Raw genomic sequence first — 16,631 nt, forward strand, 5'->3', positions numbered from 1 at the left:
CGATCATTCACTGGTAAGGGCCGTGACCGGGTCGAGCCGGGCAGCTTTGCGAGCCGGCATGAAGCCGAAGACAACACCGGTGATCAAGGCACAGCCGAACGCCCCGACTACCGCTATCAAAGAAAACGCGACCGCCACTTCACTCAGAATCAGCACGCCGCCGACGATCAGTGCCAAGGCAATGCCGGCGAGCCCGCCGACCACGGATAGCATCAGCGCCTCGGTGAGGAACTGGCGCAGGATGTCACGCTGACGGGCGCCGGTGGCCATGCGGATACCGATCTCGCGAGTGCGTTCGCGCACGGTCATGAGCATGATGTTCATCACGCCGATGCCGCCTACCAACAGCGAGATCGCGGCGATCGAACCGAGCATCAGCGACAGCGTATTTTGCGTGCGCGCTTCGGCCTGGATCATCGCAGCGTTGTTGGTCAGTTCGAAATCCTTCTTGCCGTTGTGCAGCCGCAGCATCAGCTGCTCGATGGCGGCTTCCGTCTCTTTGACCTTGCGTGCATCAGCGGCCGCGATGGCCACGTATTCCGGGTCGTGGGTGCCGAACAAGCGAACGCTGGCGGCGGAATACGGAATGGCGATGCGGTCATCGCTGTCACTGTCGCCGGAGCTGGCGCCTTTTTCCGCCAGCACTCCGACCACCTGGAACGGCACGTTTTCGATCAGGATGTACTGGCCGATCGGGTTGGCCACGTCCTTGAGCAGTTTGGTCCGCACTTTGTGACCGATTACCGCAACAGCGGCGGCGTTGCGTTCATCGTCCTGGGTGAAATAACTGCCTTCGACCACCGGCCAATTGAAGATCGCCGGGAAGTTTGTGTCATTACCGCCAACGTAGCTGAGATGGTCGAGATTGCCGAAACGCACCCCGGCTTCCTGGCCGTTGACCGGCATGATGCGCGTCACCTGCGGCAGGCTGCCCACCGCCGCGACGTCATCGAGGGTGATGATTCCCAGTGGCGTTCGCGGGTTCGGGGCCGAGCCGCTGAGGTAAATGATGTTGGAACCGAAGGCGCCCATTTGCGCCATGACCTGACGCTTGCTGCCTTCACCCACGGCCAGCATCACCACCACCGACGCGACGCCGATGATGATGCCGAGCAACGTCAGCGCCGTGCGAAACCTGTTGATCCACATCACCCGCCAGGCGGCGTGCACGGCGTCCACCAATTCGCCTTTCCACGCGCCCGTGGCTTCGGCGCCTTCGGTCAGGCGCTTGCGCAGGTCGACCGCTTGCAGCGCGCCGGGGTTGGCACTGGTTTGTACGTCCGGATTGTGGTGCGCGCTGTCGCTGATGATCAGCCCGTCACGGATTTCGATGATGCGTTTGGCCCGCGCCGCCACTTCACGGTCGTGGGTGATGAGGATCACCACGTGGCCCTGGCTCGCCAGCTCGTCCAGCAGTGTCATGACCTCGGCGCCGCTGTGGCTGTCGAGGGCGCCAGTGGGTTCGTCGGCAAGGATGATGTGCCCGCCGTTCATCAAGGCGCGGGCGATGGAGACGCGTTGCTGTTGCCCGCCAGAGAGTTGATGCGGACGGTTGCCGGTGCGCGAGCCCAGGCCGAGGCGGTCGAGCAGGGCGGCGGCGCGGGCGTGGCGCTCGGCGGCGGGCAGACCCGCGTAGATCGCCGGCATCTCGACATTTTCCTGGGCCGAGCCGGACGGGATCAGGTGGTAGCCCTGGAACACAAAACCAAAGGCTTCGCGGCGCAGCCATGCCAGTTCATCGCTGTCGAGTGCGGCAACGTTTTCCCCGGCAAAACGGTATTCACCCGAGGTCGGGCGATCGAGGCAGCCGAGGATGTTGATCAGCGTCGACTTGCCGGAACCGGAGGCGCCGACAATCGCGACGAACTCACCGGCATGAATCGCCAGGTCGATGCCGCGTAATACGTGAACGTGCGGGACGTCGCCGCCGCCGTAGGATTTGCGAATGTCCTGCAGGTCGATCAGAGGCGTCTGCATTCAGCCACCACTCCCGTCGGCCGGACCGATCAACAGGTGATCGCCTTCCTGCAAGCCGTCGAGGATCTGCACCCGCAGTCGATCGCTGATGCCGGTGCGCACATCGCGTTGCTCGACGCGGCCGTTTTCGGCGATGACCCGGGCGGTCTGGATATGTGGTTGCGCACCGTTTTGAAGAGCGGCGACGGGGGCGGTGAGTACGTCTTTCGCCTGGTTGGAAACGAAGAACACCTGAGTGGTCATTTCCGCCATCAAAGCGTTGTCGGCGTTGTCGACATCGAGCAACACGGTATACAGAACCACACGCGCACTTCCGCTTTTGCTTGAGCTCGCCGGGCTTCCGCCGCCCTGGCTGGTCTGGTCCAACGGTTCCGGCGGCACGGGCAGAATCTGCCGCACGCTGCTGCTCCAGCGCCGTTTGCCGCCGCTGAGCGTGGTGAACCACGCCGTCATGCCCGGCTTGACGTGACCAATATCGGCTTCCGAGACCTCGGCCCAGACGGTCATCGGCGACAATTTGGCAATGCGCAGAATCAGCGGTGTTTGCTGTTGCGCGTTCAAGGTCTGGCCTTCTCGCGCATCAAGTGCAACCACGGTGCCGGACATCGGTGCATAAATGCGCGTATAGCCGAGTTCGGCCTGATCACTGCGCAGGCTGGCTTGCGCCTGGCGGATCTGCGCCTGGAACATGTCGATACGTGCCTGGGTGGCGCGCAGCTCCGCCTGGGCGGTTTGCACGTCCTCTTCGCGCGTCGCACCGCCAGCCTTGAGGTGCTGCTGACGCTGGAACTTCTGCCGCGCCAGTTCGTGTTGTGCCCGTTGTTCCTCGAGTTGCGCTTTGAGGTTCTCGATCGAGAACCGTCCGGCGTCGAGTTTGGCCTGTTGCGTGGACGGATCGATCTCTACCAGCAATTGGCCTTCCGTGATGACGTCGCCCACTTCCACATGGATCTTCTGAATCTGCCCGGATGCCTGTGCGCCTACGTCCACGTAGCGTCGAGGTTGCAGGGTACCGAGGGCCGTGACGCTGCTTTCGATGTCGCCGCGGCTGACGGCAACCGTGGCGAATTTGTCTCGGCCGGGCGGGATGACTTGCCAGGCTGCAATGGCGATGACGGGGATCAGACAAAGTGCTGCAAGCAGGGCGCGTCGGGTCTGTCGGGGACGTTTCATGCAGGTTTCCGGCCAATTAAAATCGGCCCGTCGTTCAATGTGCTGAATGCTGCCGCGAAGGCAGGGACGGGAAGCTGTCCTTTAAACGAGGAAAGCACCGGGGAATTTAACCTTCGACACATGGTGAAACACCGTAGTCAATGCCGAACGCCTGCAAACCTCCGTTTCGGTCAGTGTCACCCTGGAGTTCAACAGATCGAAGCCTGCACCCGCGCTGTATTTACAGCGCGGAACACGCGGTGCTTTAAATCTATATGAGAATTACTATAAATTACGTGCTTGTGCTGCCATCATCGTGCCGCCATTCATTCCAGGGTGCAGATCCGGCCCAAAGGACCCCGCAGTCATGTTGGAAAACTACTACCGCGAGCTGGTGTGTTTCCTCAACGCCAAGCTAGGCAACCGGCAGGTCGCTGAAGATGTGGTGCATGACGCTTATCTGCGAATTCTGGAGCGCTCCAGTGAAACGCCGATCGAGCAGCCGCGGGCTTTCCTTTATCGCACCGCGCTCAATCTGGTGATCGACGACCATCGGCGCAATGCCTTGCGGCAAGTTGAATCGCTGGAAGTGCTCGACAGCGAAGAGCGCTATTTCACCCCCTCGCCGCATCACAGTCTTGATCACGGCCAGCGCCTTGAGATGCTTCAGCGTGCCCTGAGCGAACTGCCTCGTCTGTGCCGGGAAAGTTTTTTGCTGCGCAAGATCGATGGCCTGTCGCATTTGGAAATTGCCGAACATCTCGGCATTTCCCGCACGCTGGTGGAAAAGCACATCGTTAATGCCATGAAACATTGTCGTGTGCGCATGCGGCAGTGGGACGCGCATTGATCAGGTCTGCTTCCGGAAAGTAGTGTTAAATTTTATTTCATTGTCCTCGTTCCTATTCAACAGACGACCTGCAAGGCGGCGCAGCGCTGCTCAGGTCACTTAGGCATACGCCCCACTGTTGAGGGGTTCATCCAGAGGACACTGGAAATGACACAGGCAATTGCATCGCCCATCGTTCACGACCTGATCGGCGTCGGTTTCGGCCCTTCTAACCTGGCGCTGGCCATCGCTCTGCAAGAACGCGGGCCGAGTCAGGGCGAACTGGATGTGCTGTTTCTCGACAAGCAGGCGGACTATCGCTGGCATGGCAACACGCTGGTCACTCAGAGCGAATTGCAGATTTCCTTTCTCAAAGACCTGGTGACCCTGCGCAATCCGACCAGCCCTTACTCGTTCGTCAACTACCTCAAGCATCACGGTCGTCTGGTCGACTTCATCAACCTGGGCACCTTCTATCCGTGTCGCATGGAGTACAACGACTACCTGCGCTGGGTCGCCGGGCAATTTGCCGGGCAGAGTCGCTATGGCGAAGAAGTGCTGACTATCGAGCCAGTGCTGCACAACCAGCAGGTCGAAGCGTTGCGCGTGATTTCCCGTGATACACAAGGCCAGCAACATGTGCGCACCACCCGTTCAGTGGTGGTCAGCGCCGGTGGCACGCCACGCATTCCCGAAGCGTTCAAGGCGCTGAAAGATGACGGTCGGGTGTTCCACCATTCGCAGTACCTGGCGCAAATGGCCAAACAGCCCTGCGTCAACAATCAGCCGATGAGCGTTGCGATCATCGGCGGCGGGCAGAGCGCTGCGGAAGCTTTCATTGATTTGAATGACAGCTTCCCGTCGGTGCAGGTCGACATGATCCTGCGCGGTTCGGCACTGAAGCCTGCGGATGACAGCCCGTTCGTTAACGAAGTGTTCTCGCCGGAATTCACCGATCTGGTGTTCCAGCAGCACAGCAGCGAGCGCGAGCGACTGGTCAACGAGTACCACAACACCAACTATTCAGTGGTGGACATTGACCTGATCGAACGCATCTACGGGATCTTCTATCGGCAGAAAGTTTCGGGCATTGCTCGTCATGCCTTCCGCACCCTGACCACCATCGAAAAAGCCACGGCCACCGCGCGCGGCATCGAACTGGCGGTGCGCAACAACGCCACCGCTGAGGTGACGGTTCGCCATTACGACGCTGTCGTCCTGGCCACCGGTTACGAACGGCAAATGCACCGTCAGCTATTGGCGCCGCTGGAAGAATATCTGGGCGCCTTCGACGTCGACCGCCATTACAAACTGATCACTGACGAGCGCTGCAGGGCAGGCATTTACATGCAGGGTTTCTGTCAGGCGAGCCACGGTTTGAGCGACACCTTGCTGTCGATCCTGCCGATTCGCGCTGATGAAATTGCCGGCTCGCTGTATGAGCATGGCAAGTCCCGCCCGCACAGTCGCTCGGTAACGGACGTGTTGCTCGCAGCGGCCAGCTAAGTCCGTAAAGCATCGTTCCCACGCGCGTGGGAACGATCATCTGCCAGCAAATTCTCTTAATGCCTTCCTACGAGCTGTAGTAGAACAAGTGTCGTGAAATTTAGGAATAGTCCTACATAAAGCCCGCAAACACTTCCGTAGCCTTGGCGCCCTCACGATCCGATGACTTCCGGGGGCCGCTTGCAGACTAAAACGTTCCGTATCCTGATCGCCGATGAGCAGCACTTTCATCGAATGCGCATCGAGCGATTGTTCAATCAGTTGGGTTACTACCGCATTGCTCCAGTGCGCGGGCTCGACGAACTTCTCACCCTGGTGGGGTACGCCAGCGAGCCTTTTGACCTGGTGCTGGTCAATGGCTCCATGACCCCCGCGTCCATGGACCTGCCCGGTTTTTTCCTGCATAACGCTCAGGTTCGTCATGCCTTTATCTATGACGGCGAGCGCGAGCATTTGTCGTCGATCCCTGCAGGCGCGCAGCACAAAGTCGAGACAACCCGCTTGGCGTTACCGGATCTGCGCACCATCGAAACACTCATGTCCGCGCTCGATCCATCCCTACCGTTTATCGGCACTGTCATTTCTGTCAGGTAGTCGCTTTTAGATTTCCATGCAAGAGTCACCGCACAGCGCTGCGTTCTGCTTGGCCTGACAGGAGTTTTCATGAAAGCGCTGGTCGCAGACGATCATCCAGTGGTGCGTGCCGCCGTCGCTATGCTGCTGAAAAAGGCAGGTTTTCTTCACATCCACGAAGCGAGTACCGGTAGCGAAGTGCTGCCGAAAATTCGCGAACACATGCCTGATCTGGTGGTGCTCGATCTGGTCATGCCCGGTCTTGATGGCCTGGACGTGCTGGCCCGGATAAAAGCGGGGGGGGTGAAGTGCAGAGTGCTGGTATTCACCGCCCAGGAACCACTGTATTACCAGGACCGCTGCATGCGCGCCGGGGCGGAAGCGTACGTATCCAAAACCAATAATTTAGATCATTTGCAAAAGGCAGTGGGGGCGGTCATGGCCGGTTACACCTACTTCGTCAAGTTGCCCTCGAGTTCGGTAGCGCTGAACACGCTGCAGAGAACCGAAGCACAACTGATCGAAAGGCTCTCGGACCGTGAGCTGACGATTTTTCAATACCTCTCACAAGGCATGAGCAATAAGGACATCGGCAAACGCCTGAGCCTCAGCCACAAGACTATCAGCACCTACAAAGTCCGCTTGACCGAAAAACTGTGCGTGAAAACCGCCGTACACCTGAGGGATTTCGCCAAGCGCAATCACGTAATCTGAATGATGACTTCAGTTAAGTATCTTTTGGCACTTGTGCTCCCCGCCCTGCTGTGGGCACCGAGCGTCTGCGCCGAAATACGCACCCTGACGCTGCTGGGTCGTTCCAACGTCGACGGGCATGACGTCAGGTTTACGGAAGCGGACACTCGCTGGCTGCGGGAAAAGGGCCGATTGGTGCTGGCAATCTCGGCGCCGGACTACCCACCTTTCGATATCACCACAACGGGCACAGACTATGAAGGCCTGACGGCGGATTATGCCGATTTGCTCAGGCAGATATTGCAGGTCGAGGTCATCGTTCATCGCTATGCCAGCCGTGATGACGCGGTGCGAGCGATCAAGCTGGGCACCGCGGACCTGCTCGGTACGGCCAATCGGTACGAGGTCGAGGACCCTCAGTTGTGCATGTCCACGGTCTACGCCGAAGATCAACCCGTGCTGGTGACGCGGACCGATATGCCGCAGGCCCTGCAACCTGACCTCGCGGAGCAACGGTTGGCCATGCTGTATCACTACTTGCCGGCAAAGCAGGTTCAGGCTTTTTATCCCGAGGCGATCGTCAAGCTCTTTCCCTCGACGCTGGAAGCGGTGGGGGCGGTGGCTTTCGCTCAAACAGAAGTGTATCTGGGCGATGCAATCAGCACCCATTATCTGATCAGCAAGAACTACCTGAATAACGTACAACTAGCCGATTTTTCACACATTGAACCGGGCGGCTTCGCCTTTGCGATGAGGGACGGCAACCGCCAGCTGCAGCGAATCGTCAACAAGGCACTGGCATCGGTGCCGACCAACGAGCGCTTGAATATCCTGCGTCGCTGGGGGGCAAGCGGGGCTTCCATTGCGGCAACGAAGACGATGAAGTTCAGCATCGCCGAGCAAAAATGGCTGGACCGGCACGCACGCTTGCGCGTGGCCATCAACCCTAACCTCATGCCGATCTCATTCTTCGACAGCGAAGGCAAGCTGCTCGGTATCGCCGCCGATGTTCTGGCGAAGATCAGCCTGCGCACCGGGCTGCACTTTGATATACGGCCAACAAAATCAGTGGCCGAAATGCTCGACTGGATCAGCACCGGCCAAGTCGATCTGGTAGCGGGCATCAGCCCCAGCATTGAGCGTGAAACCCAGTTGCGTTTCACCCGGCCATTTCTTACCAGCCCCAGCGTGCTGGTCACGCGCATCGGCCCTCATAATCCGGCGACGCTCGACGACATGGCTGGCAAAACGCTCGCCATCACCCAGGGCAACAGTGTCGGCGAATTCATTCGTCAGCACTTCCCGGCGATCAGACTGGTCGACGCGCCACTGACCGGGGACGTCATGGCAATGGTTGCCTCGGGCGAGGCGGATGGCGGCATCAACTCATTGATCGGCGCACGCTATATGATTTCCCGGCTATACCGGGACAAGCTGCAGGTCACCAGCACTGTCGGGACCGATCCGGCCCGCGCCACGCTGGCCACCAGTCGCGAAGCTGTCGAGCTGCACGCGATTCTAGACAAGGCGCTGCTGAGCATCGCCCCGGAAGAAATCGATGCGCTCACGCTGTTTTGGCGCAACGATCAGATGGTGGAGCAGAGTTTCTGGCTGCGGCATCGCGAGGATATTTTCCAGGCGTTCGCCGCTGCCGGCACATTGCTGTTGCTGGCGTTGGTGTGGATCGCATGGCAGCGCCGGCAGATTCGTCTGCGCCAGCAGTTGCTCAGCCAGCTGCAGGACGCCAAGGACGCGGCCGACGACGCCAACCGGGCTAAAACCACGTTTCTGGCTACCATGAGCCATGAAATCCGGACGCCAATGAATGCCTTGCTGGGGATGCTCGAATTGGCCTTGAAACGCGCCGACGAGGGGCTTGTTGACCGTCCGGCGATCGAGGTGGCCGCCAATGCCGGCCAACAACTTCTGGGGTTGATCGGGGATATTCTGGATATCGCGCGGATCGAATCCGGGCACCTGTCGCTGGCTCCGGAGCGAGCCAATCTGCGCTCACTGACCGAATCGGTATGCCGGGTGTTCGAAGGTCTGGCGCGTCAGAAGGACCTCGACTGGCGTGTCGAGCTGGACGAGCGCAGCGACCAGGCAGTGCTGGTCGATCCCACGCGATTCAAGCAGGTGCTTTCCAATCTGCTGAGCAACGCCATCAAATTCACTCGTTCAGGTGAAGTGAGCTTGACGCTGCATACCGAATCCACTGTGCCGGGGCATCTGCAGATTCGAGTGTGGATCGAAGATACCGGTATCGGCATCAGCACATTTGATCAGCAGCGTTTGTTCAGCTCGTTCGTGCAGGCCGGGAATAATCCTGACTCAGCCCGACACGGCTCCGGTCTGGGGCTGGTGATCAGCCGCACGCTGTGCGAAATGATGGGCGGCACGTTGCAGCTCGACAGCGTTCTGGGGCAAGGCACGCGCATCGAACTCAGCCTGGATCTGCCCACCCTGCAAGCACTGCCGCCGAGCGAGCGGGTCGCATCGCCCGAAGTGCCATCGCGACAGTTGACGATCCTGGTGGTCGATGATTACCCGGCCAATCGACTGTTGCTCTCGCGGCAATTGAGCTATCTGGGGCACAGCGTGATGGACGCCGACGATGGCCTGCAAGGGTTGGAAAAGTGGCGCGAATATGAATTCGACGTGGTCATTACTGACTGCAACATGCCCGTGCTCAGCGGTTATGAGTTGGCGGGCACAATTCGAGATGAAGAACGCGCGCAGGGCCTGCCGCCCACACCGATTCTGGGCTTCACTGCCAATGCCCGGCCCGAGGAAAAGACCCGCTGCCTGGAGGCTGGCATGGACGATTGCCTGTTCAAGCCGATTCGCCTGGCGGACCTCAGTGCCTGGTTGGCCGATCACTTCGCAAGTGAAGCAAGCGTGGACGCGTTGGCTTTTGCCGAAATCGATCTGAGCGCGCTGGAGCGCTACGTCGGTGAGGATCGTGAGCTGATCAATCAGTTGTTGAGCGACCTGGCCGTGACTAACCGCAGTGACCGACAAGCACTGCTCATGGCGCATGCCAGCGGCAATCAACCGCAGTTGCGCGCCTTGGCTCACCGCATCAAGGGTGGTGCGTTGATGGTCCGGGCGGCGGGCCTGATCCACTGTTGCGAAGCACTGGAACAGGCCTGCGGCGAGCGTGAGACCGCGTCGATTGATGCCGCCGTCGATCAGTTGCAGCAGGCCATGACTCGTCTGGATCAGCGCCTCGCAAGTATCTGAGCCACTTGGCGCGCTTACCAGCGCCCATGCCCACGCGGCGGACCGTAATAACCACGGGGCGGCCCGTAATAACCACGGGGCGGCCCGTAATACCCACGTGGTGGTCCGTAATAAACCGGCGGCGGCCCGTAGTAGACCGGTTGCTGCACATAAACCGGTGCAGGCTGGTAATAAACCGGCGGCGGCTGTTGCAGATAGACCGGCTGCGGCTGAGCATAAACCGGCTGCTGCACGTAAACCGGTTGTTGCACATACACCGGCCGGTTGCTGTTAATGATGGCCGAACCGACAATCGCCGAGCCGACGATCGCACCGAACACGGCCGGCCCTTGCCAGCCGTGACCGCCGCCAGCCTCTGCCTGCCCGGCGACAGCCAGTGCACCAATCAGCAAGGCCACTGTGGGAATGTTACGGATCATGATAATTCCTCGATTCTTCGCCCCGGCGCTTGCGTCTGCGATAGACCCAGGGATCGTCGCGGGGATACCTCTAAGACAGCGTTTTTAAAAAATTCAGCACGGCCGCCGGGTAAATTTTGTGTAAGGTCTGTACCGGTCTCTTTACCGTCGAGCGGAGCCCGCAGGCGTACGCCGATATGATCGATCTGAACGCGGTGGACTGGCTAATCCCGTCCATCGGATCGTGCTATTTGAAGGAGCTTCACATGCAGATGAACCCCAACAAAGACACCCAGCTGTGCATGTCCCTATCGGGGCGTCCCGGGAATTTTGGTCTGCGCTTTCATAATCATCTTTATGAACAGTTGGGTCTGAATTTTTACTACAAGGCATTTAGCAGTCAGGACCTGTCGGGTGCCGTCGGTGGCATTCGCGCACTGGGTATTCGCGGCTGCGGCGTGTCGATGCCATTCAAGGAAGCCAGCATTGCTCTGGTCGATGAACTGGACGCGTCGGCGGCGGCTATTCAATCAATCAACACCATCGTCAACACTGATGGTCACCTCAAGGCCTATAACACCGATTACATCGCCATTGCACAATTGCTGGACACGCATAAGGTGCCGAAGGCATCGACGTTTGCCCTGCGCGGCAGTGGCGGTATGGCCAAGGCTGTGGCCAGCGCCTTGCGTGATGGCGGTTACAGCAATGGATTGATTGTGGCCCGAAACGAGCAGGCCGGTCGTGCGCTGGCGCAATCGCTTGGCTATGAATGGCAAGCGGAATTGGGCGCGCGCCGTCCGCAGATGTTGATCAACGTCACGCCGATCGGCATGAGCGGCGGACCTGAGGCAGATCAATTGGCCTTCGATGCCGAGACCATTGCCGCCGCAGAAACGGTATTCGATGTAGTGGCCATTCCCTCGGAAACACCGCTGATCGTGCAGGGGCGTGCCGCAGACAAGCGGGTTATTACGGGGTTGGAAGTCATTGCGATCCAGGCGCTGGAGCAGTTCGTCCTGTATACCGGCGTGCGCCCGACGGATGAGCAGTTTCAGAAAGCGGTGGCATTCGCTCGGGCGTGAACCTTGAGCGGGTGGTGGCGGGGATGACCTCTTAGCGAGCAGGCTCGCTCTCAGGCTGGAGAAAATCCGCCGCAGTTCTCGCGCCCAACGACAATCCCATGTGGGAGCGAGCCTGCTCGCGATGCGCCGGTGCATCCAGCACTGCAGGTGCTGATTCACCGCTATCGCGAGCAAGCTATGCTGCTGCACCGTAAGCGAAAACTTGCGTTCCAAACAATCCTGATCGAGGCTTTCCCCATGCATCCGCCCATTCTCAATCTGGATCAAGTCGAACTGGAGCCACTTCCTGAAGCTTTGGCCCCCGACGGTGAAACCGCCGCTCGCTATCAACAGCGACTGGCACGCGTAGGCCAGCAGCTCGGAGCGCAGAAGCTGGGTTATCGGCTGTACGTGCTGGAACCGGGCATGCGCGGCAGTCCGTTCCACAGCCATCGGGTCAACGAGGAAATGTTTTACGTGGTGGCCGGGGAAGGGCACATTCGCCTCGGCGCCGAGCGATTTGCGATCCGCGCAGGTGACGTGATCGCTTGCCCGCCCGGCGGTCAGGAGGCGGCGCATCAGATCATCAACACCAGCGCCGGCGAATTGCGTTATCTGGCAGTCAGCACGCAGCAGTCGCCGGAAATTTGTGAGTACCCCGACTCCGGCAAGTACGCGGTGATGGACGATTTCAAGATCGACGCCGACGGCAACGCCACAGGCTTCCTCGCCATCGCCCGCCCAGCCGACGGCGTGGACTATTGGGACGGCGAGTAGCGGCACGGCAGCCACATCGATTCCTGTAATTGGATGGACTCGCCCAAGCCGAGGCGTCAATGCGCCACGGTGGCAGTCTAAACAGCCATCGACAGCGAGGGCGAGTCCATGAAAAATCATAGTTCGATTGATCAATCCCTGTCTTCTTCCGATTTGCCGGCCTGCACAACTTTGGCGGTCGATCTGGCCAAGCACGTCTTTCAGGTCGCCGGTGAAGATGTCCTCGGCCAGGTGCGTTATGAGCAGCGGATCAAGTCGCGCGAGGCGTTTTATGAGTTTCTCCAACAGCTGCCGGCTCATGTCGTGGTTTTGATGGAGACCGGCCCGGGTGCTCAAGCCTGGGCCCGGCAGCTGCAAGACAAAGGCAATCTGGCGCGGATTCTTCCAGCCGGTTTGGTGGCCACACACCGCAGCGGACCTAAAAATGATCGCAACGATGCGCTGGCGATTCTGCGGGCTGGGCGCGATGAAAAAATCTGCGCAGTACCGGTCAAAAGCGTTGCGGCGCTGGCAATGCAGGCGTTGCACCGTGCTCGTCAGGGTTATGTACGTCGGCGTACGGCAGTAAGTAATCAGATGCGCGGTTTGCTACTCGAGCACGGCGTGGCCTTGGCGCAGGGCGATGTTGCGATCAACCAGAAAATTCCGCGGGTACTGGAAGATGCGACCCAGCCACTGCCCGGCCTGCTGCGTGAACTGATCGACGAACTGTTGGCCGAGTGGCGCCATTTGGGCGAGCGCATCAGCGTGCTGACGGGACGCTTGGAAGTGGCTGCCAACGCCGACATGACGGCGAAGCGACTGATGACTGTGCGCGGCATCGGCCCAGTCATTGCCACGGCAGTGGTGGCCAAGGAAACCAAGCCTGAGCGGTTTCCCAATGCGCGCAAGTTTGCCGCGTACTTTGGCATGGTGCCTGACCAGCACAGCAGCGGGCAGACGGTCCGGCTGGGTGACATGACCAAGCGAGGTGATGTTTATTTACGCAGCCTGATGATCCAGGGAGCCCATTCGGTGCTGCAACAACTACGACCCGATTCCCAGCAACCCGATGACCGCCGCTTGTTGCGCTGGATGAGCCGACTGGGCCGTAAAGAAGCTGCGATCAGGCTAGCCAACCGCAATCTGCGAATCATCTGGGTGCTTCTACAGAATGACCAGACTTATCGTCGCCACGCTGGTGATAGCCAGCAAGAAACGATAAGCCACTGAGCGACAGAGTTCTGCCACCGAGGTACAGACTGTCCGACCCTTTGCTGAAAAAAATTGACCCCAGGTAAGACCGGCGTGGATTGATGCCTAAGCTGCTAATGGCCTTCGAGGCCTGACTGTAATCGGCATGCCACGAGCTTTTCCAATTTTGGCCAGAAGCCGAAGACGGCTTCCACGAATAGGCCTAATACATAGATGCAACGGGGCGACAGTTTTTCAAAAGCGGGTAGACAGTAGGGGCGAGTCCATACATAGCAGCTGCCGAGCCCGCAAGGCTGCGTCCAGCTGCGCAGCAGTCGTGAAAAATCAGCGCCTCAGTCCATCAGGTAGCCTGCGTCAGCCGAACTACGACTGCTGCGCACTCGGACGCAGCCTCGCAGGCTCGGCAGCTGCTACAGCAACCGCGGATGGTTACTCCAGCTGAGACAGGCGTTCTTCCAGCGCTGCAATACGCGCTTCGAGCTCTTCAATACGCTCTACTGAAACCCCGCTAACGCCACTGCGCTCCGCTGGATTGTGCCGGGCGGCGAGGATTGCTTCGATATCCGCCGGATCCCCCAGCGCATGCATGTAGCGATCTTCGCGTTGCCCGGACTGACGCGGGATCAACAGCGCCAACCCGCGAGCGATAAGACGTTCCAGCTGGTGCACCACCTGTTCGGCGTCTTCGAACTCATGCATGCGACCGCTACGGGTCAGCAATTCGTTGACCGTTTGCGGACCGCGCAAGAACAGCAACCCGCTCAGAATCACTTGCGCAGGCACCAGCTCCAGCGCCTTGTCGACCTTGTGCTCCCAGCGGTCGGCGCGGCTGCCCATCACCAGCTTGGTGAAGCCGCGTCCTTCGAGGGCGCGCAGGCTCTGCCCAACCTGGCCCTGGGTCAGGTTCATCACTGGCTCGCGACTGGTTTTCTGATTGCAGGCGGTCACCAAGGCATTAAGGGTCAGCGGATAGGTTTCCGGGCTGGTGGCCTGTTTCTCGATCAACGAACCGAGAATGCGAATTTCGGTGCTGTTGAGCCGGGGCTCTTCGAAGGTGGTTTCTTGCTCAGTGCTCATCGCGCTTTCCCTATGCCGTTGATGCATGCAGTCGAAGCCGCCTAGCCTAATCCTTGCTGGATAAAAGACAAGCCGCAGGAGCGTCGAGCATGGCTATAATCGGCCCACGTTTACCTCCTGTCACAACACGAGACTGCCATGACCATTTCCCTGTACGACGCCTCCGTTCCGGTTTTCAAGCAAATGCTCAACGCCCTGAGCGATGTGCTGAACAAGGCCGAAGCCCACGCCACGGCGAAAAACATCGACCCGAATGCTTTCCTGCAAGCCCGCCTGTACCCGGACATGTTCCCGTTGGTGCGTCAGGTGCAGATCGCCGTTGATTTCGCCAAGGGTGTGTCCTCGCGTCTGGCCGAGCTGGAAGTGCCGAAGTACGACGACACCGAAACTACTTTCGCCGAACTGCAGGCGCTGATCAGCAAGGTGTTGGCCTACATCGGCGAGATCAAGCCAGAGCAGATCAACGGCCAGGAAGGCATCGAGATCGTCACTCGCCCAGGCACGCCGAAAGAAAAGCGCTTCACCGGTCAGGCGTACCTGCTGAGCTACGGCCTGCCGCAATTCTTCTTCCACGTCACCACCACCTACGCGCTGCTGCGTCATAACGGTGTGGAAGTGGGCAAGCGCGATTACATGGGCGCGTTCTAAACACCCGGCCACAAAAAAGCCCGCCAAGGTTCACGCCTTGGCGGGCTTTCTTTTGATGATCTAAAAGATCGTCGGCCGCTGTCCCTGTAGCAGCTGTCGAGTGAAACGAGGCTGCGATCTCTCGAGCGTCACGCCACTCGCGCAGCTTTCTCTTCTTCACCCAGGCACGCCGCCGCCGTAAACAGCACGTCAGTGGACGAGTTCAGCGCGGTCTCGGCCGAATCCTGCAGCACACCGATGATGAAACCGACCGCAACCACTTGCATAGCGATCTCGCTCGGAATGCCGAACAGACTGCAGGCCAGTGGGATCAGCAACAACGAACCGCCCGCCACGCCCGACGCGCCACAGGCGCAGATTGCGGCGACGACGCTCAGCAGGATCGCGGTCGGAATGTCCACGGCAATGCCCAGCGTATGCACGGCGGCCAGGGACAGCACGGTGATGGTGATCGCCGCACCGGCCATGTTGATCGTGGCGCCCAGCGGGATCGACACCGAGTACGTATCCTCATGCAGGCCCAGGCGCTTGCTCAATTCCAGGTTGACCGGAATATTCGCCGCCGAGCTGCGGGTGAAAAACGCGGTGATGCCACTTTCGCGCAGGCAGGTCAGTACCAGCGGATACGGGTTGCGACGCAGTTTCCAGAACACGATCAAAGGGTTCATCACCAGCGCCACGAACACCATGCAACCGAGCAGCACGGCCAGCAGATGCGCGTAGCCGAGCAGCGCGCCGAAACCGGAGGTCGCGAGGGTCGAGGCCACCAGGCCGAAGATCCCCAGCGGCGCGAAACGGATCACCAGGCGCACGATCAGTGTGACGCCGTTGGACAAGTCGCCAAGCACTTCACGTGTGGTTTCGCCGGCATGCCGAATCGCAATGCCCATGCCGATCGCCCACGCCAGGATGCCGATGAAGTTGGCATTTATCAGCGCGCTGACCGGGTTGTCCACGACGCTCAGCAGCAAACTCTGCAACACTTCACTGATGCCGCCCGGTGCGGTCACCGCGACGTCATGGGTGGCAAGTACCAGATTCGAGGGGAACATCATGCTGGCAACCACGGCCACCACTGCCGCCGCGAAAGTGCCCAGCAGATAAAGGAACAAAATCGGCCGAATGTGAGTTTCCTGACCGTGCTTATGGTTGGCGATCGAGGCCATGACCAGCACAAACACCAGAATCGGCGCGACCGCTTTCAGCGCCGAAACGAAGACTTTGCCGATAAACGCAGTGGACTTGGCCACCTCGGGCGCGAGCAGTGCGAGGACGATACCGGCGATCAGGCCGATGACGATTTGCGTCACCAGGCTCAAGCGTTTCAAACGGTGCAGAAGCGAAGGGGATGGGGCAGTCATAAAACGGCATCTCTGATTTTATTAGGTGCGCGGGTGGCGTGACTGATGTCAGGCCAACGCTGGCGAATAGTGTGGGTATCGCAGGGCGCGGACTTTATCACAGCGTCGTCTTTTTCCTTCAGACCTGTGACGAACTGTC

The 16,631-nt window shown here is 59.6% G+C and carries 14 protein-coding genes; 9 read left to right on the forward strand and 5 right to left on the reverse strand.

Translation table 11 applies throughout. From position 1 onward, the window contains the following. Positions 1-3: 3 nt before the first annotated feature. The gene (locus ACYZTS_RS15445; protein ID WP_461990239.1) at positions 4-1,977 is read right to left on the reverse strand and encodes a MacB family efflux pump subunit; all 1,974 of its coding nucleotides are present in this window, start codon (positions 1,975-1,977) and stop codon (positions 4-6) included. Then, positions 1,978-3,150, reverse strand: a complete 1,173-nt coding sequence (locus ACYZTS_RS15450; protein ID WP_028623725.1) for an efflux RND transporter periplasmic adaptor subunit — start codon at positions 3,148-3,150, stop codon at positions 1,978-1,980. 346 nt (positions 3,151-3,496) lie between these two features. On the opposite strand from ACYZTS_RS15450, the gene ACYZTS_RS15455 reads away from it, so the two are divergent. From ACYZTS_RS15455 to ACYZTS_RS15475, 5 genes are all read left to right on the forward strand, one after another. Then, positions 3,497-3,979 (forward strand): sigma-70 family RNA polymerase sigma factor, encoded by a 483-nt coding sequence (locus ACYZTS_RS15455; RefSeq protein ID WP_461990241.1) that lies wholly within the window; start codon positions 3,497-3,499, stop codon positions 3,977-3,979. A 147-nt stretch (positions 3,980-4,126) separates the two neighbouring features. Further along, positions 4,127-5,464: a lysine N(6)-hydroxylase/L-ornithine N(5)-oxygenase family protein gene (locus tag ACYZTS_RS15460; RefSeq protein ID WP_461990243.1), complete on the forward strand. Its 1,338-nt coding sequence runs from the start codon at positions 4,127-4,129 to the stop codon at positions 5,462-5,464. Positions 5,465-5,644: 180 nt separating this feature from the next. Beyond that, positions 5,645-6,058, forward strand: coding sequence for a response regulator (locus tag ACYZTS_RS15465; protein ID WP_461990245.1), 414 nt, complete (start codon positions 5,645-5,647; stop codon positions 6,056-6,058). Positions 6,059-6,127: 69 nt separating this feature from the next. After that, positions 6,128-6,751 (forward strand): response regulator, encoded by a 624-nt coding sequence (locus tag ACYZTS_RS15470; RefSeq protein ID WP_461990247.1) that lies wholly within the window; start codon positions 6,128-6,130, stop codon positions 6,749-6,751. Positions 6,752-6,754: 3 nt separating this feature from the next. Further along, positions 6,755-9,973: a transporter substrate-binding domain-containing protein gene (locus ACYZTS_RS15475; RefSeq protein ID WP_461996454.1), complete on the forward strand. Its 3,219-nt coding sequence runs from the start codon at positions 6,755-6,757 to the stop codon at positions 9,971-9,973. A gap of 14 nt (positions 9,974-9,987) precedes the next feature. On the opposite strand, the gene ACYZTS_RS15480 is transcribed toward ACYZTS_RS15475, so the two are convergent. Then, positions 9,988-10,392: a hypothetical protein gene (locus ACYZTS_RS15480; RefSeq protein ID WP_461990249.1), complete on the reverse strand. Its 405-nt coding sequence runs from the start codon at positions 10,390-10,392 to the stop codon at positions 9,988-9,990. 245 nt (positions 10,393-10,637) lie between these two features. On the opposite strand from ACYZTS_RS15480, the gene ACYZTS_RS15485 reads away from it, so the two are divergent. The 3 genes from ACYZTS_RS15485 (at position 10,638) to ACYZTS_RS15495 (ending at position 13,424) form a co-directional block, all read left to right on the forward strand. Then, entirely contained in the window at positions 10,638-11,456 is an 819-nt protein-coding gene (locus ACYZTS_RS15485; RefSeq protein ID WP_028623732.1) for a shikimate 5-dehydrogenase, read from the forward strand. 237 nt (positions 11,457-11,693) lie between these two features. Continuing rightward, positions 11,694-12,212, forward strand: coding sequence for a cupin domain-containing protein (locus ACYZTS_RS15490; protein ID WP_461990251.1), 519 nt, complete (start codon positions 11,694-11,696; stop codon positions 12,210-12,212). A 108-nt stretch (positions 12,213-12,320) separates the two neighbouring features. Next, positions 12,321-13,424, forward strand: a complete 1,104-nt coding sequence (locus ACYZTS_RS15495) for an IS110 family RNA-guided transposase (RefSeq protein ID WP_461990253.1) — start codon at positions 12,321-12,323, stop codon at positions 13,422-13,424. Positions 13,425-13,835: 411 nt separating this feature from the next. Here the strand turns inward: ACYZTS_RS15495 and ACYZTS_RS15500 are convergent, their stop codons facing one another. After that, positions 13,836-14,483, reverse strand: coding sequence for a YceH family protein (locus ACYZTS_RS15500; protein ID WP_461990255.1), 648 nt, complete (start codon positions 14,481-14,483; stop codon positions 13,836-13,838). 138 nt (positions 14,484-14,621) lie between these two features. On the opposite strand from ACYZTS_RS15500, the gene ACYZTS_RS15505 reads away from it, so the two are divergent. Next, complete coding sequence (locus ACYZTS_RS15505) at positions 14,622-15,131, forward strand: DUF1993 domain-containing protein (RefSeq protein ID WP_028623735.1); 510 nt, start codon at positions 14,622-14,624, stop codon at positions 15,129-15,131. 128 nt (positions 15,132-15,259) lie between these two features. Here ACYZTS_RS15505 and sstT read toward each other — a convergent pair whose 3' ends face one another. Beyond that, positions 15,260-16,492, reverse strand: a complete 1,233-nt coding sequence (sstT, locus tag ACYZTS_RS15510; RefSeq protein ID WP_461990257.1) for a serine/threonine transporter SstT — start codon at positions 16,490-16,492, stop codon at positions 15,260-15,262. Positions 16,493-16,631: the final 139 nt, after the last annotated feature.

It is taken from the genome of Pseudomonas sp. TMB3-21, from assembly GCF_054898145.1.

What these genes read in the sequence shown, in the direction of transcription:
- ACYZTS_RS15445 (WP_461990239.1), bottom strand. Translation starts at nt 1,977, where the DNA reads ATGCAGACGCCTCTGATCGACCTGCAGGACATTCGCAAATCCTACGGC.
- ACYZTS_RS15450 (WP_028623725.1), bottom strand. Translation starts at nt 3,150, where the DNA reads ATGAAACGTCCCCGACAGACCCGACGCGCCCTGCTTGCAGCACTTTGT.
- ACYZTS_RS15455 (WP_461990241.1), top strand. Translation starts at nt 3,497, where the DNA reads ATGTTGGAAAACTACTACCGCGAGCTGGTGTGTTTCCTCAACGCCAAG.
- ACYZTS_RS15460 (WP_461990243.1), top strand. Translation starts at nt 4,127, where the DNA reads ATGACACAGGCAATTGCATCGCCCATCGTTCACGACCTGATCGGCGTC.
- ACYZTS_RS15470 (WP_461990247.1), top strand. Translation starts at nt 6,128, where the DNA reads ATGAAAGCGCTGGTCGCAGACGATCATCCAGTGGTGCGTGCCGCCGTC.
- ACYZTS_RS15475 (WP_461996454.1), top strand. Translation starts at nt 6,755, where the DNA reads ATGACTTCAGTTAAGTATCTTTTGGCACTTGTGCTCCCCGCCCTGCTG.
- ACYZTS_RS15480 (WP_461990249.1), bottom strand. Translation starts at nt 10,392, where the DNA reads ATGATCCGTAACATTCCCACAGTGGCCTTGCTGATTGGTGCACTGGCT.
- ACYZTS_RS15485 (WP_028623732.1), top strand. Translation starts at nt 10,638, where the DNA reads ATGCAGATGAACCCCAACAAAGACACCCAGCTGTGCATGTCCCTATCG.
- ACYZTS_RS15490 (WP_461990251.1), top strand. Translation starts at nt 11,694, where the DNA reads ATGCATCCGCCCATTCTCAATCTGGATCAAGTCGAACTGGAGCCACTT.
- ACYZTS_RS15495 (WP_461990253.1), top strand. Translation starts at nt 12,321, where the DNA reads ATGAAAAATCATAGTTCGATTGATCAATCCCTGTCTTCTTCCGATTTG.
- ACYZTS_RS15500 (WP_461990255.1), bottom strand. Translation starts at nt 14,483, where the DNA reads ATGAGCACTGAGCAAGAAACCACCTTCGAAGAGCCCCGGCTCAACAGC.
- ACYZTS_RS15505 (WP_028623735.1), top strand. Translation starts at nt 14,622, where the DNA reads ATGACCATTTCCCTGTACGACGCCTCCGTTCCGGTTTTCAAGCAAATG.
- sstT (WP_461990257.1), bottom strand. Translation starts at nt 16,492, where the DNA reads ATGACTGCCCCATCCCCTTCGCTTCTGCACCGTTTGAAACGCTTGAGC.